The 15103-nt window shown below is 56.2% G+C and carries 12 protein-coding genes; 7 read left to right on the plus strand and 5 right to left on the minus strand.

Going from position 1 to position 15103, the window contains the following annotated elements; translation table 11 throughout:
* The first annotated feature begins 318 nt into the window (after positions 1-318).
* Together AC3WUF_RS06295 and AC3WUF_RS06300 are read left to right on the plus strand one after the other, a co-directional pair.
* Positions 319-792 (plus strand): helix-turn-helix domain-containing protein, encoded by a 474-nt coding sequence (locus AC3WUF_RS06295; RefSeq protein WP_492423611.1) that lies wholly within the window; start codon positions 319-321, stop codon positions 790-792.
* Positions 793-1642: 850 nt separating this feature from the next.
* On the plus strand, positions 1643-3796 hold the full coding sequence (locus AC3WUF_RS06300; protein ID WP_492423613.1) for an LVIVD repeat-containing protein: 2154 nt from the start codon (positions 1643-1645) through the stop codon (positions 3794-3796).
* Here the strand turns inward: AC3WUF_RS06300 and AC3WUF_RS06305 are convergent.
* Positions 3769-4215: a hypothetical protein gene (locus tag AC3WUF_RS06305; RefSeq protein ID WP_492423615.1), complete on the minus strand. Its 447-nt coding sequence runs from the start codon at positions 4213-4215 to the stop codon at positions 3769-3771. The genes AC3WUF_RS06300 and AC3WUF_RS06305 overlap by 28 nt on opposite strands.
* Before the next feature lie 88 nt (positions 4216-4303).
* On the opposite strand from AC3WUF_RS06305, the gene AC3WUF_RS06310 reads away from it, so the two are divergent.
* The 5 genes from AC3WUF_RS06310 to AC3WUF_RS06330 all read left to right on the plus strand — a co-directional run bounded on the left by AC3WUF_RS06310 (position 4304) and on the right by AC3WUF_RS06330 (position 8142).
* Positions 4304-4903 (plus strand): hypothetical protein, encoded by a 600-nt coding sequence (locus tag AC3WUF_RS06310; protein WP_492423617.1) that lies wholly within the window; start codon positions 4304-4306, stop codon positions 4901-4903.
* Positions 4904-4915: 12 nt separating this feature from the next.
* On the plus strand, positions 4916-6070 hold the full coding sequence (locus AC3WUF_RS06315; RefSeq protein WP_492423619.1) for a helix-turn-helix domain-containing protein: 1155 nt from the start codon (positions 4916-4918) through the stop codon (positions 6068-6070).
* 594 nt (positions 6071-6664) lie between these two features.
* Positions 6665-6898 carry a DUF2188 domain-containing protein gene (locus AC3WUF_RS06320; RefSeq protein ID WP_492423621.1) on the plus strand — a complete coding sequence of 78 codons (234 nt, stop codon included), beginning with the start codon at positions 6665-6667 and terminating at the stop codon, positions 6896-6898.
* Between the two features lie 343 nt (positions 6899-7241).
* The gene (locus AC3WUF_RS06325; RefSeq protein WP_492423623.1) at positions 7242-7430 is read left to right on the plus strand and encodes a hypothetical protein; all 189 of its coding nucleotides are present in this window, start codon (positions 7242-7244) and stop codon (positions 7428-7430) included.
* A gap of 190 nt (positions 7431-7620) precedes the next feature.
* On the plus strand, positions 7621-8142 hold the full coding sequence (locus tag AC3WUF_RS06330; protein WP_492423625.1) for a hypothetical protein: 522 nt from the start codon (positions 7621-7623) through the stop codon (positions 8140-8142).
* Between the two features lie 763 nt (positions 8143-8905).
* Here the strand turns inward: AC3WUF_RS06330 and AC3WUF_RS06335 are convergent.
* The 4 genes from AC3WUF_RS06335 to AC3WUF_RS06350 all read right to left on the minus strand — a co-directional run bounded on the left by AC3WUF_RS06335 (position 8906) and on the right by AC3WUF_RS06350 (position 14815).
* A complete protein-coding gene (locus AC3WUF_RS06335) occupies positions 8906-10342 on the minus strand; it encodes a BNR-4 repeat-containing protein (RefSeq protein ID WP_492423627.1) in 1437 nt (478 codons plus the stop codon).
* A 55-nt stretch (positions 10343-10397) separates the two neighbouring features.
* On the minus strand, positions 10398-11813 hold the full coding sequence (locus tag AC3WUF_RS06340; protein WP_492423629.1) for a BNR-4 repeat-containing protein: 1416 nt from the start codon (positions 11811-11813) through the stop codon (positions 10398-10400).
* Positions 11814-12382: 569 nt separating this feature from the next.
* Positions 12383-13828, minus strand: a complete 1446-nt coding sequence (locus tag AC3WUF_RS06345; RefSeq protein ID WP_492423631.1) for a Fic family protein — start codon at positions 13826-13828, stop codon at positions 12383-12385.
* Positions 13829-14536: 708 nt separating this feature from the next.
* A complete protein-coding gene (locus AC3WUF_RS06350; protein ID WP_492423633.1) occupies positions 14537-14815 on the minus strand; it encodes a hypothetical protein in 279 nt (92 codons plus the stop codon).
* Between the last annotated feature and the right edge of the window lie 288 nt (positions 14816-15103).

Below are 15103 nucleotides of genomic sequence, written 5' to 3' on the forward strand. Positions count from 1 at the left end.
GTAATTACTAATAGGTGATCTGCCGGCGTGCGTTTAGCTTTCGCCGCGAGATTGTCCTTCCACTGCTGTGGCGCCCTCATTAGGAGCTGTTCGGCGCGCTCTGAAATCTGAAAGTACGTACAGTCAGGACAATTGAAGTACTTCAGGTTTCCGTGGTCGACGCCGTAATACATGGCCTCTGTCGCGCATAACGGACACTTCTGAGGGATGGTCGTTCTCATGGCTCCTTTACTCATAGCAGACCAAGAAATCCGGTCACCGGTGTGGGCGGCACGAAGTGCGGTCATACTATGAGTCCCCGCACCGGCTTTGAATCCCATGCCCCAAATTGCTGCGTTGCTGAAGAGCGAGATTACGCGACTCTCCAAGAAAGTCATTCGCCAGCACGTTGGCCCACTTCGGACTGCCACTACAGCGCAACGTCGTCAATTGGCCCAGCTTCGGCAGCAGATCCTGGACTTGCAGCGGGACGTGGCCACCCTGCGTCGCAGTGCGAGCGTCAAAAAGTCGCCTACCAAAGCTGCCGAAGGCGAAAGCAGCCTTAGATTCGTGGCCAAAGGCTTCAAAGCCCTTCGCAGTCGCCTGGGCCTGAGTGCGGAGGACACCGGCGTGATCCTAGGGGTCAGCTCTCAATCGGTGTTCAACTGGGAGAACGGTCACACCAGACCTCGTGCGGCGCAGCTTCCGGCGATCGCGGCTCTTCGCAAAATGGGCAAACGTGAGGTTCAAGCTCGCCTCGTTGAGAAATTGGCGACATCGAAACCGGTGAAGCGCAAGAAGGCTACGGGGTAAGCTCGCTCTGCCCGCGCGAACTGATAGGTTGCCAGCCTCGGCTAACCTTGCCCTAGCAGTTGAGCCACATTTTCGCCGCCTCTCCCCACCCGTCAGCTCAATGTCCCGCGCCGCCTTGAGCTCACATCGCGTCGGTCGCCGGGATGCTAGCGCAAGCCCTAATTGGGGCAACGACAATAGCCTGCGCGCATCGTAGATTCAGACGCGCCTTTGTAGCCAGGACCAGTGTCGAGCCTCAGAAGCCTACTATCGCTTTACGGGATACGGGCGCTAGTACGGATGGATCTGAGTAAGTAATCGGATCTCGGCCCACGTACATGTATGTGTTGAAGCCGGCGCGCGCCCAATGGAGGCACTCTGCAGGTACCGTCCGGAAGAAGGACGACCAAGGCAGCGTGGCGCACAGAGATTGCATGGCTCTGAACTCACGCCCCCCAGAGCAGCGAAGGTCGCCACCGTGCTTCCGCGCCTCGGGTACTTCGAGAGCTCGCCCTTTTTTGGGGACCTGTCCAATTGGTCAGGATCGACGGAGCCAGCCCAGGTCGTAGTGGAAGAACCCGTTACGGAATATTCGATAACGGACTATTATGCGACTCTAGGCCAGCGAGTGGAGTAGCAAGCAATGTCTTTCCGTACCTGCGTTTGGGGAACCATTCTTCTACTTTGTGCCTGCGGAGGTGGCGGAGGCGAAGGGCCGCAGCCAACTCCGGACCCTGGAGTTATCAACCCGGAAGATGTGAGTCAGGTGCTTCAGAGCTTAGTCGTCAGAAGCGGCGGTTCTTTGGGGGTACTTAAGTCCACCTCCCCGCCGGGGCCCTCGACAGGAACAGACCGGCCTTCGATAGAGGTCTTGAGTACTAGAGCCTTCGCCCCGCGTGGAAGCACCATTCGAATTCCGCTGCAACTGCAATCGGATGCCTCACTTAAGCGCCTACTCGCGACGTTTGAGGGGGCCAGTGCCTACATCGAAGTCGACTTAAGCGGGACTGAAAAGTCGCGATTCTTTGGCAAAGGCTCTCTTGTCCGTACAGAGATTCTGGAGGTGACTATTCCGCCCAACCTAGCGCCGGGTGCGCTCGCGTTCTGGTTCAGCGCTGAAGACATGCAAGGCCGCATCTCTGCCCAAGCGTTCTTCCCCGTAACTGTTGTCTCAGATTCATTTTCTTCAAATAGGCTCCTCGGCCGTGTCGACACAGGTGATCAGTTCAAAGGCACGGCGAGAGACGTCTCAATCAATGGTTCAGTAGCTTACGTAGCGGACGACGTCGGAATTTCTGTTGTCGACATATCGAGTTCTGATTCTCCAACCATTCTTTCGCGAAGCGAGGTACGTGCTCCGGTAGTTCTGAACTTAAGCTCGGACACTCTCTATTCCGCAGGGCTGTTCGGCCTGCAGTTGTTCGATGTCACGTCGCCGGCTGAACCCACCCGACTATCGATGATTGAGCTCAACGAAGCCTCTGGCGGCGCACCGTTCGTAAACAGCATTTTCGTGCGGGGAACATCTGTATTTATGACATCAGCAGGCAGAGGGTTGCTCGTAGTTGACGCGGCCGATGCCCGCAGACCTGTGTTGCTCTCCAGTACGCCTGTTGATGGCCAGCCCAGCACCGTTTCAGTTGTCGGCAATCGCGCGTACCTGACTGCTTCTGACCGCAACACAGGGTTAATGATCTTTGATGTGTCTGACCCCGCGGCGCCGCGATTTCGTGGTAAAGCTGCTTTGAAAACCAGCGGCCTTTCCGCCGCCATCTCCGGCCAGACAGCCTTCGTTGGGACCACACAGGGCCTCGAGGTATTTGACGTATCCGATTCCAAAGATCCAGTACGTATAGCGTCACTTCAGACACTCGGTCTTTACGATCTGGAGAAATCCGGCTCTACACTTTGGGGCACTACTTCGGAGGGCCTAATTTCTATCGACGTCTCAGTGCCGATCGCGCCGACAATCAACGGCATCTTGGAGATGCCCGCGGCGGGGCGCTTCCAGCTCTCGACATCCAAGGCCTACATTTCGAGCGGAGTTGGGCTAAATGTGATCGACATCAGCACCCCTGGTAGCCCCAGGATACTGGGCTCGATTGATGCTACGTCTCTTTCCACGAGCGTCGCACTTCTCGGAGATCAGGCTTTGGTCTGCAGTGGGTCAGTAGAAAATGGCCTCCAGGTCTTCGATATCTCAAGGCCTAAATCTCCGCGGTTCACGAAATCAGTTGCATTCGACGAAGTAATCAGCAAAGTCGATGTCGCAAATAGCTCAGTCGTACTCCAGCTGTCGAACAAGGGTATCCGCCTACAAAACAAGGACGACCTTGAGGCAACTTTGGGAGTGATTGACACGCCATTGACATCGCCCATGGATTTCGTAATGCCGGATGGCGATACGCTAGTGATCCTGACATTAACACCGCCGGGCAACTCCCGGCCGAATCTGCTGGTAGCAGATATTTCAAATCCCTCTGCTCCTGCAATCCTTGGGGGCATGAGGCTCGATCTCTCCACGCAGCAGCCGAAGAGCTTGGCCGTTTCGGGTGGTTCAATTGCGGTGCTGGATTTTGGCGGCACGCTCCAGTTCGTTGATATCAGCAATCGACAGTTCCCGAGGACAGTCGGATTGCTGCCCCTTTCCGGAGAACCTTCTTTGGCGCCGGCGGAATCCATTAGAGCGGAGGGGCAGACCGTCTACTTAGCAGGGAATGGCTATTTGTTGACGGTTGACGCCTCAGACCCGACAGAGCCCAGGATCGTCAATCAACTCTCTTTGCTGGACTTTCAGCGTCTGCTAGAGGTCAGGAATGGAATTGCTTATTTAGTGACATCAAATGGGGACATTCGGACTTTCGACGTCTCGAGTACAGAGCAGCCAAAGCCCGCTGGAATTGTTCTCACGGACAAGGCCGGTTTGGCCTTCCCGGGTGACTTGACCATTTCCGCAGGAACTGCGTACGTCGCATCCGGATACGTGCCTCTGCAGATCTACGACGTTCGGTTGCCTGTTGAATAGGCTCGGAACCCGAAACGTTGACCGAACCTGTCGCGATACGATCTAGGGCGCGTGCGCGGGTTGACGAGCCGCGGACACTGCCAGTGACGAATGAACGCGTGCAAATCTTCGGCATCGATCATTTCGATCGCCCAGAAAGTGTCCAGACCGGTAGCGACCTGAATTTGCTTCGGACGCCATGTCGCCTGACGTTGGCGCCGCTGGTCGTCGCGGCCTTCAAAACCGAACTCGGTCGGGGATTGCTTTGCGTCAGCGGGTCTCAATCGTTTTAGAGATGGCCGACAGGGGTATTCGCAAGTGACGCGCCCCTCGGCAAGGTGTGCGCCACGCTCCGCCCACCCGCCCGTTAAATCCTCCTGTCGACGCAGCTCGCGCCCTGTTTCGCCAGAGTAGCGGCTGGCGTCCTGGATTTCGTTCAAGCGATTCCGACGCGCATTGCCGGTTGACAAAACCTCGAATTTGCAGGAATCTCTCGGTTGACAAAACCCAAAATTTGCAAGGTCGCCCATGGCACTGCCTCTTCCGGATACGTTTCACTCCGAACTCTCCAATGATCGCCTCAGTGTCATCGCTGCCGCGCTACTAAATGTGCGGTATGAGACCGAGCGCGACATGCAGTCTTCGCTCGACGATAACTACACGCGTGAGACTGCGATCTTCGGGCGCCAGCGAAACAAGCTTATTCAACTCGCCTTGTCAGGCAAATATGACTGGATGTCCATGAGGGACGCAGGTTTGGGTATTACGTTCGGGATCGGCACAATTCCCTGCCGCTTCTTCACTGATGATTCAGAAACGCCCAAAAAACGTGGATTTTTCAAGCGCTTGGGAATGGATCAGCTGTTTGCCCCTACAAAAACCCAGCCGGACATGTGGCGTTTCGTGGTCGAAAAGGCTGTAACGGAAGATGATGTAGATAAAGTCTATCTTCTTGGTTTTAATAGTGATTACGAGAAAGTCTCAGAGTGGCAGTATCGCGACCAAGCTAGCGTTCTTCATGGCGTGGGCGGCGAGCTCCCAGCCGCGGTTGAGCTGCCACCCGCAGCCGTGGGCCTTAAGCCAAAGGAAGAACTGTCCTTGGGCAAAAAAACCGGCGACCAGAACTAAGTACATGACGACATGCCCGAAAATTTCGACGGAGGAAACGTCCGGCTAGCGCGCTTGTACCATGGACTTACGCTGGATGAAATTGCACAGCGCGTTGGTAAAACGCGTCAATTCGTCCACAAGATCGAAAGTGGTCAGGCCGTTCCTGGCGGAGAATTAGCAGAGCTTTTGGCCGACACGTTGCTCGTCACTGTCGGCTTTTTCTATGCCACTCACACGGCCCCGATTGCAGAAGACGGCGTCCATTTCAGAAAGCTTGTATCGACAAAGTCGGCCATAAAACAAGCTGCGATAGCCAGAGCAGAGATGATGCGGCGCGCGGTCGACATTTTAGATCAACTGCTAACTCTGCCCCAGGTGAACTTTCCCGAGGTTCATGATGTTTCTACAGCGGGCGATATCGAGCGCGCAGCCGACATCTGTCGGTCTGCATGGGAACTTGGTAGCGGCCCGATGGCCAATATGACTAGGTTGGCCGAGCGCGCAGGAGCAATTGTTACAACCTTCGATGGTGTCTCTTCGCAATTGGACGCCCTATCGGTGCCGCTGAAGCGTCCAATAATTGTGCGCAACGAGGCGAAAGAAAGCGCATGCCGAATGCGTTTTGATGTCGCGCATGAAATTGGGCATCTCGTATTGCACACCGGAAGAACGACTGGCGATCGGCTGAGTGAGCAGCAGGCGAATCGGTTCGCTGGCGCTCTACTACTGCCCCGATCCATGATGGCGAAGTTCTTTCCGAAGCCACGTCATGGCCGGATTGACTGGTCTGGGCTCAGCGAGTTCAAGCTGACGTGGAAGGTCAGTAAGGCAGCGGCACTTTACCGCGCACATCAGCTCGATTTAATTGATGAAGTTCAGTTTCGGACCGGATTCGTCACATTAAAGCGATCTGGAGAAGCAATTCGGGAACGCGAAGATGCTCAAGTGCCGCAGGAGCACCCAGAACTCTTGCAACGCTCTATGCAGATTTTGAGAGAACAAGCTGGAATGACCGTGCGAAACTTTGCCGATAAACTTCGGATAAGCGAAGGCCTTCTCAGAGACTTATTTCAACTTCCTTTCCCCCCTGCCCCCTCCGAAGAGATTGAGCATCCCCTACGCTCGAGTAATATTCTTGATTTTTCAAGCTTCGCCCAACGCTCGTCGGGTCGAGTTAAAGGCTAGCAAAGCAGCATGAAAATTTTCGGAGCGGCTTCGCGAAGCCTTACTCGAGATTACAGCAACGTCGGCGACACTCAGCGTATTACTCGTCCACTCACGTAGAAGAGCGCTCCCCCTCCCTTCTTCGATGTGTCTCGCCCAGATGCCTCGCCCCTGCAAAGGCTGTAATGCATTCCTGATGAGGATTCTCTGTCGTTTCTCGCATAGGCGAATGCCGGAGCACGCTGACAAGGAGAGAAAACGAACTCCACGTCGAGATTGATTGAGCTTGTCGCGCCGACAATTGGCCCCCGCAACACGGAAGCGCTTCAGACACCTGCCAACCAGCAACCAGCAACCACATCAGCTGCGATTGCTCTCGCCCAGTGAATGCGCCAGATTGTCGGCCGACAAGCCGGCTGTCAGTCAATAGAGATTGAAGCACGGCTGACTGTCCAATTGGACAGCTATCAAAAAGTGCCCCAGCGATCGACCATTTCGCCGGACCCGTTAATGAGCGCCAGAAGTGGGGGGATAGCCATCGCCGGCAACGGTGCTAGCTAATTCCAAACTTCGACTTCTGCGGATACGGGCTTCAATCCATTGCGAGGTAGATAAATGGCACGCGCGCAATACTTTGTCGTCAGGCATCAAAACGAGTGGAAAATCTCTTTTGAGGACCAGCATTACGGCCCTTACAAGACACAAGCCGACGCCATTCGTGCCGCAGTGGACAGTGCGCACAAGAGTGGGAAAAAGGGGCATGACGCCCAAGTACTTGTCCAGGGAACGGATAGTAAATTTCGGACGGAGTGGACCTATGGTCACGACCCCTATCCTCCTAAAGGATAACTAATTGCATAGCTTCGACGAACTTGACGGCCGATTTCCGCGACTCAACTGCGGGTCGCAATAAGCTTTTGACTATCGCGCCCGTAGCCGCCAAATAAGCTGCGAGGTGCGACCGTTATTTTTTGTCGAAGGGATTGGATTCCAACTCGCCGCGCTACTCGACTATGGGAGCACGTCGATGCTTCTGGAGATGGCGAACTCCTTTCCTGAGACGAAGCTGTGGTGGGTAGGGCCACGAGAAGCGCCTCCATCCCTGGTTCGATTTCGAGCCGACTTACATCGGCGCATCTCCGGGCTAGGCCTCCAGCTCAGCCGAGGTCGGTTCACCCCGCACGTTACGGTCTTGAAGACCGCAGAGAAGCTCGTTCAAACAAAGATCTTGCCAATCCCTCGAAAGGCGCTGGATTTCAGCCTGATGAGAAGCCACGTAACTTCAGAAGGTTCAACCTATGAAGTCGCCGAGCGTTGGCCATTGAGTGCGAAAGGCCTCCAGGGCAATGGCGAAGAAAGCGCGCAGTTGAAGCTGCTGTGAGATTGACGCGGCAAATCGATCGCGCTGCCGGTAACGTTCTCAGCAAGCTAAGCCGGTTCAGGGCTGAACCCTGGGAATGGTTACGAAGCCCGGAAAAAAAGTATAAGCAGTGTCGGGAAGGGACCCTCTAGGCGGGTGCCGAGGTCCCCTAGTTCAATGGTCTCAATCGACGGCAGATGCCCAAACCCCTATGAACCGTAAGTACTTTGGGGATTCATACGATCTCGTTAAGCGGTTCTTCTGTTTCGAGTTATCGAAACTCGGCTATGCAGTGGTCATTGAACCGATGCTCACAGAAGATTGGGCTGGAGAAGAGCAGAGTTTCTACAAGCTTGTCGGCGCAGCCCCTCTAGAACAAGGTGTGCCTCCCGGCCGCAGCGCGTTATTCGTAGACCCCAATACGGGTGTCGGAAAAAAGCCCGGCGGGAGTCACATTTCACCAATGGAGCTCGTGAATAAAACGAAGTCTCACGAGATCGTTGCTGCGTTCGATCAGTCCTTCTCGTACCGTGCCAAGTATCCGGACTGTTTGATTGCAAAGCTCTCGGATTTTCAGCAATTGGGCGTTCCAGCGATGTACTACAACTCTCACGCCAAGTTCGTCTTAACAGCTGCATCGGAAGCTCCGCTACGAGCGCTTCGATCTCATTTGTTGAGTGTTGGCATGCCAGGTGATCGACTGGTTGCAACGTTCGATCACTCAACCTGGTGAACGCCGTGCGGTACCGCCTAAATCACCTTCCTCGACGTGCTCAACCCGCGCAGAAACAACCGGACATGCTAGGTCGGCAACTTGAGTCAACCGCAACTAGGTTGAAAGAGATGTTGCTGCGCCCAAGCCCTGTCTTCCTCACCAATTCCTATCTCCAAGGCCTCGATATGCCGGGAAAGCCGCGAACAAAGTGTTTCGCCCATCAGCCCATATAGGGGGAAGCGTCCATCCGAAAACCTGCCGCAAGCAGCCATTCGACGGGCGCAATCACTAACAAACCCTGTTGACTACATCTTGCCCGCAGCGGGTATAACCCAGATATAAGGCAAGCGCTGATTGCGTGCCGATTTGAGTGGGTGGACGAAAGTCCAGGTAGCTTCGGCGAGTCAAATTCCTATGCCGCACTTCTGCGATCTAGCTGGTGCTAGAGCTTTATTCAGGAGAGAAAATGAGTGCGCGCAATGTTCACGAGCTTTATCTCCGCGATCTCGGTGCTCTAATTTGTGAGCACGCACGCGAGGCCAAAGCAGAACTATTGAGGGCGCGCGACAGGTTAGGCGCTGCCCTCGAAGCCCATGCAAATCGAACGGCGGTGCCAGAACATACTGGACGCGATCGTCCTACTAGTATTGCCGACGCACTAGGTGTCGACCGTAGACAGACGAAGATCGGAAATGCTAAGTGCGCGCTGCTACATTAAATATCGCCGCATGGGAGAAGGCGGCGGCTGACGCCGCCGCCAATACTCGCAAGACTGACCTAACTACGGCGTAGAGTGTTCGATCAAAAAGAGGCGGCCTTTTTCGGCATTCACATAGGTCGGATTGTGAGCGTAGATTATGTCCACGTTCGCGCTCTTCGGCACTACAGAGATCGCCTTGATCTTCTCAGGACTCATAATCAGGGTGGGCGTCCAACTGGGGCTCTCTGAAACGAACAACCGCGGTTTCTTATCAATGGTGCTCGCGGGATCAGTGTACGCGGCGAAATATGCACGCACAGTCGTCCCATTGTGTGTCTGCCCTAGTGCCGCGAGGGTATCGTGGCCGGTAGTGGATACTTGTACCGGAGCCACCCACGAAGCCCCATTCCAACGAGTGCGATACGCCGAAAAGTATCCAGAGCCGCGCATCTGATACACGATGCTGGGTTTGTATAGACTATCCACGGCGAGCTTAGCCGACTGGATGCCTGGAACTCCTGTGCACGGAGCCGTGCACGGCGTGAACGTTTCTCCAGATTGCAGACCTTGATAATGCAGATTGGAGGGCAACGTGATCGCCGCGTCATAGTCGGGGTGCCCCGGCGCCAGCATCTGATACCCAACCCTCTGAGGAATGGTGGTGGATCCGGTCCCCAGTGCGGTGGAGAACGTGTTTGAAGTCGGATCGTAGTGCAGATAGCTACCGAAGTGCCGAATACCGCTGGCTGCACCGGCGGCCCATGAGAATGCGATATGAACTTTCCCTGCGCTATCAATCAGGAGATCGTCTGGATAGACAGCCGAGTTCTTCTGCCCTGCAAAGACACGCACCAATGACCAGGAGGCGGAAGTTCGGTTGTATCGCAACAGGGCGGCTCGCCGGTCATAGGTTGAGTAATGGATGTATCTAACGACCAAGTAGATGTCGCCATTCGGCGCGGTCCTCGCAATTGGATACGTCAGCCGCGGACACTGTGGGGTTCCAGGGACGCCCGGATAGCATTCGTCAATCGTTGGAAGTAGATTGTCCAATCCGCTATTGCGAACCACATTCGCCACGTCACGTGGACTGGTCGACTTGAAGTAATGCCAGCCGTCCTCATCATTGTGATGACTGGCGAACACATGCAGATAGCCATCGCCGTCGATCGCGATTGACGGCTGATTGTGTCCGGGATCGTCCTCTCGAACCCAGTCTGTCAGATCACTATTTTTAAGGAACCCCAAAGAAGGAGTGGCGACACCGATGCGTCGCGCCACTCTAACTTTGTGAGTATCGCCTGTCGGACCTGGCGCATTAAACACGAAGTAAACATTATCGATTCCGCCCGCTTGACGATAGAGCACCGGAGAGAACCAACCGGCCACATTGGAAGAGTCTGTCTCCTCAGGCCCGGATGAACTCGATACGGTGTAAACGACATCGGCGGCGCTAGACGCCGACCATGTGCAGGCGAGAAACAAAGCTACGCAAAGTTTGAATCCAGTTCGAAACACTTTCTTCTCCTTCTAGAGGGGCGGGTGTTGTGCGCGACGAAACAAGTGGGGCGTCTCAGTCTTCCACCAAGTAGAGGCGGCCCCTGTGCGCGTCGTAGCCGGTTGGGTTTTGCGCATAGACGTAATCGGTCAAGTAGTTTGGACCTCGCGGAACGACGGCGATGCGGGTGACAGGCTTCCCGATCAGCAGTTGCACCGGATTCCAGGAATTTGTGTTCTCGACAACAAAGAGGCCTTGGTAGGGCGTATTCCCTGCTTCGTTTGTTGCGTAGTAGACCCTTACATTCGTTCCGTCATGAGTATGTCCGAGGGTCGGAATGGTGCTCTGGGCTTGCCCTGCGAGATTCAATCCGGAAACCTTAACCGGCGTTACCCACGCAGATGAGCTTCTGAATGTCCTCCAGACACCGAACTCGGGCTGCCCGGGCACACGCATACGATACGCGATGCTCGGCACACCGCCAGCCGGCGTTAGAGCAAGCTTCGCAACTTGAATTCCTGCGATGACGTTGCAGTTCTTGACTGGATCGGTCGGAATATCTTGACAGTTCACGAATGGCTCGCCTGCCTGCAACCCCTGATAGAGCAGTCCAGGAGTAGTCGCGTAGCTTACCGGCGTAGTTACGGGCGACGTATTTACTGTGGCGAATGTATTGGTCGCTACGTCATAGCGAATATAGCTTCCGTAATGACGAATCTGGTCGGACCCGCCCATCGACCAAGCGAAAATCATGTGAACTCTAGGCTGCCCTAGAGGGCCAAGCGCGTCGATCTGCATGTCGTCGGGATAAATCCCCCTGCCATCGACACTCGCCACATCTGGATTAATCACACTCCAGGCACTGGTTGAGTTGTTCCATCTTAGAAGAGCAAGTGCTCGGGCATTCGCTGTCTTTTGCCAATTCACCATTAAGTAGATGTCGCCATTAGGCGCAGTCTTTGCAATCGGGTACGTTGTTCTAAGCGGGACGCCGGAGGGCGGGACCAACAGGCTGTCAAAGTCCGCTTTTCTTCGGACATTTGTGATGTCGAATGCAGGTGAATTCGGTGAGCGAAAATAGCGCCACTCGACTGATCGCATGTCGGACCATAGATGTATGCGACCGCTGCCATCGATGGCCATCGTCGGCGCGTAGTGCCCGCAGTCGTCGTGAATTAACCATTCTGTTCCATCTGCGTTCTTGATATTAGCTTTGACCGGCGTTCCGGAAAGGCCGCCAATCATTTTCGCCACCGTGACTTTATGCGTAGAAGCTGTATCGCAAGTGGCGCTACCTGCAGTGCCCGGGGAGTTAAAGGCGAAGTACAAGCCGTCGGTCGCAGGCAATTGCTCTGAGCGAGAAACTATCGGAAACCACCATGCAGCTTGATTAGAGGAGTCAGTAGGCCAGGGAACTTCGTATTCGATAGCAAAAGCATTCGAACTCACAAAGAGCAACAGTATTACTCTGCCAAGTTTGCACAGTGTCATATCGAAGTCTCCGAAGTATGTTTCCCAGCGTTAGATTGGGTGGCAATCCCACGATCAGAGTTTTACCACAGTCTTGCGTAGGGATTTCTACAGCGCTTCGACAGCACTTCGGCGTCATCCGCAACGGGATATCACGCGCTTTTTTGACATCCTGTCCATTCAGACAGGCATGCACATTCCCAGCTTGAACGAAACGGGATGGCCCGGCGGGCCTTTTCTTGCATAGCCTTCGCAGCTAACAGGATTGCCTCCATGCGGTCCGGCAGGCCGTTGACTGCGTGCGGGCGTTGAGATGTCCTGGAGCTGGCGCTCGCCGCCGACCGCTTATGGCACTTCTGCGGCGCTCACGATCGGCGCCGATCAGCCCAAAGCAGCCGCATGCCTTCGCAGATGTGTTGCTCCAAAGGCGACGTTCGTCAATGTAAAGAAGGGTTATCCTCTTTGCTTGCGAGAGAAGCTTCGCATCACATCGGGGGCTCAGCTACTACTTCGCGAACAACCACCCAACCTACGCCGCCTCGAAAATGCTGGCGGGCACTTTCGGCGACCCGGCGGCCCGCGGCCGCTGACTAGCTAGGCTGGAAGCGCAGGACCCCGTCCTTGGAAAGCGCATTGGATGCCCGCAGATCCGTGAAGCACGATTCCTCGGCATGCAAGTGAAGCCAGCGGGAAAATGCAGCGGCGCGACTGAGCATGCGCGTATACGGCACGGCGTCGTTACCCAGACTCAGCGCGCGCAGCGCCGACAGGTAGTCGTCGCGGAACACCGTAGGGATGATGATCCGCGTCAAGCCGAGTTCGGTCAGTGCCATGTTCATCGCCAGACGCGCCGTGCGCTCGTTGCCGTCAGCGAACGGGGGGATTTCCATCACGACAAAGAGCGCCATCGCCGGGCGCGCGGCGCCCGGCGGTACAGCCATAATCTCCTCGTACCCCTTCATCAGTGTGCCGACTACGCGATCCGGATCGACGAACCGCATGGCTCCAGAGCGGTTCGCCGCGACCTTGAACTCGCCCGGCCGCCTCGCAGCGCGCGTGTGAAGAATCTGCCTGTTCCAGCGCTTCAGCTGATCCTCGAAGGCGGCATAGGTGGTGGGGAGGCCGGGAGCGAGGTATGACTCCAGGATGGCCTGGTTAGTACCGATGATGTCGCGTGAATCATCGTCGCGGTATTGGACTAGCTTTCCCTCGAGCACGATCTCTCTTGCCTCTTCCAGCTCGAACTCGGTGCCTTCGATGACGTTCGAAAAATAGCTTTCGACGAAAGCGGCCAGTGAGCGATTCGTGTTCGGCTCGGCGAGCTCGACATGCGCCGGCGTCGCGACCAGCTGCTGCCTAAGCCGATCAAACAGGTGGAGGCGTGTGTCGTCGATCGGTCGACGCGCGGCAAACGCGATGGCGCGCGCACCGGGGAGTTTGAGATCGCTCGTGCCGAGCAGTGCACCGATCGAGCTGTCGAGCATGGCGAACTGGTCGCGCAGACCGAGCGGGCCCGCGCACGAACGGGCCTGATCACGCAACTGATTGATTGCTGTCTCGCCGACCGATGCTAGGCGCCGCTCGAGCAGGTCCTCGATTTCAGCGGGCGGCAGCGTCCGCCGCTCGCCACCGACGGCGCGCGATCGCTGGTAATTCTCCAGAAAGGCACGCGCCTCGTTGGACTTATAGGCGGTGCCGTGTGGCGTCGGGATCGCTAGATCCGACGGGAGCGGTCCCGGTCCCTCGTCGACCTTCAGCTCAGCGCCGTCGAGTTTGATGATCCGGCGGTAGGGGCCGGTCAGGTAGTGAACCTTGCGCGGCCCGGATTCGAGCGCTGACCGATGGCTGAGCACCGCACCCGGCGCGAGCAGCGCGCATAGGGAGTAAAGCTCCCGGCGGACGACGGCCTCGCTAGAGGAGGTAATGTCGTCTGTGTACACGCCTGAATAGATCTGGCGCAGCGCGCCGCTCGCAGCGATCCGCGTAATCTGGCGCCGCGCTGAAGCATCGAGCCCTCTCGAAACCACCAGAGTCATGTCCCAATCCTCACCGTAACGCGCGGCGTGCCGGGGATTCTGTCTTCAACGTCCCCGTAATCTTGCCGCTTTGTCTCAATTCTGCACCTTACGTCTCTAACGTCAACGTAATTCAGGCACGCGGGTGGACTGCTCGGATGCGAGCGGTGCGGCCTGGGCAATAGCTGCGCGTCAACGCTCGAAGGCCGCCGCTCTTCGCTATCTCAATCTTGTCGACAACCCATGGGCGACTCACCACGTTGCCCGCGATCCGGGCGACGTGATCCGTGAAAATAGCCCGCTGGTACCGCATTCGTGAGTTCGGTGTAACGTTACTCATCCCTGATCCTTAGCGACGATGACGCGCTGATCGGTGACGTCGTACTCGACGCCCTGTCGGTATCGCTGGCGTTCAGCTTTCATCCTGGGGGCATTGAACTAATCCGCGGCGTCCCCATCTAATCTTTCAGAGCGGCGACATCCCCGGTCCCGCCGCCCGCCTTCTCCCCCAGGCGGGTCCCGGCACTCCCAAGCCGGTGAGCGTAGCCCGGCGACTTCCCCCCGAGTCGTCGGGCTTTTTCGTGCCGCGTTACATAGCTGCCAAAACGGACTGCTCTTAGCCTGAAGCGGAAGTAGGTGTATGGGGACTTGCGGCTCGAAAGCGGCCGTTCAATCGCTCAGATTGAGCCGCGGACCCGTCTGAGGCGGGCCGTCGGATTGAAGTTCTGGCTAGCTGCTCTGGTTCCAGACAGCAGGCGCACTGTAGCCTGCCTCCGCTGCCCCTTCGTAGTTGGAAATGCCTGCATAAGTTGCGGCTCGCTTCACATCAGCTTTCGCTGTGCTGATCGCTTCTTCGGGTGTCGCTCCCTCTTCGAACCTTGCCTGCCAGGTAGTTGTGAGCTTGAGCTTTGTCCACTGCTGCTCTTTCAGCGACTCGTTGAATTTATCGCGAGCCTCTTCACTCACCCCGCGATTAAGATCGACCGTAAGCATTACGTAGACCTGCATAAATCCCCCTTGTGGTTGTACAGCTAACAGCTCATTACCGAATCGCAGAGCGAGATACGCAATCAACACTGCATGGCGGTGAGATCAAGTAACTCATTGACTATGTTGAAACGCGCTCCCGCGAGTCGACATAAGCACGAAATGCACAGCCCGACTCATGTTGCCCCACTCTGCGAACCATTTCACCCGCTTCGTCGAGGCACTGAGCCGCTCCAAAGCAGCATTCGCGAGCTTCCACTTCAGGCACCTTGCGGCCGCCGTCCCATCCGCACGGTCACGGTGACCACC

This window comes from Fontimonas sp. FW305-C-3 (assembly GCF_058783185.1).

Excerpts from the sequence above, each read along its gene's own strand:
- AC3WUF_RS06295 (WP_492423611.1), top strand. The coding sequence starts at position 319 with ATGCCCCAAATTGCTGCGTTGCTGAAGAGCGAGATTACGCGACTCTCC.
- AC3WUF_RS06310 (WP_492423617.1), top strand. The coding sequence starts at position 4,304 with ATGGCACTGCCTCTTCCGGATACGTTTCACTCCGAACTCTCCAATGAT.
- AC3WUF_RS06315 (WP_492423619.1), top strand. The coding sequence starts at position 4,916 with ATGCCCGAAAATTTCGACGGAGGAAACGTCCGGCTAGCGCGCTTGTAC.
- AC3WUF_RS06320 (WP_492423621.1), top strand. The coding sequence starts at position 6,665 with ATGGCACGCGCGCAATACTTTGTCGTCAGGCATCAAAACGAGTGGAAA.
- AC3WUF_RS06330 (WP_492423625.1), top strand. The coding sequence starts at position 7,621 with ATGAACCGTAAGTACTTTGGGGATTCATACGATCTCGTTAAGCGGTTC.
- AC3WUF_RS06340 (WP_492423629.1), bottom strand. The coding sequence starts at position 11,813 with ATGACACTGTGCAAACTTGGCAGAGTAATACTGTTGCTCTTTGTGAGT.
- AC3WUF_RS06345 (WP_492423631.1), bottom strand. The coding sequence starts at position 13,828 with ATGACTCTGGTGGTTTCGAGAGGGCTCGATGCTTCAGCGCGGCGCCAG.
- AC3WUF_RS06350 (WP_492423633.1), bottom strand. The coding sequence starts at position 14,815 with ATGCAGGTCTACGTAATGCTTACGGTCGATCTTAATCGCGGGGTGAGT.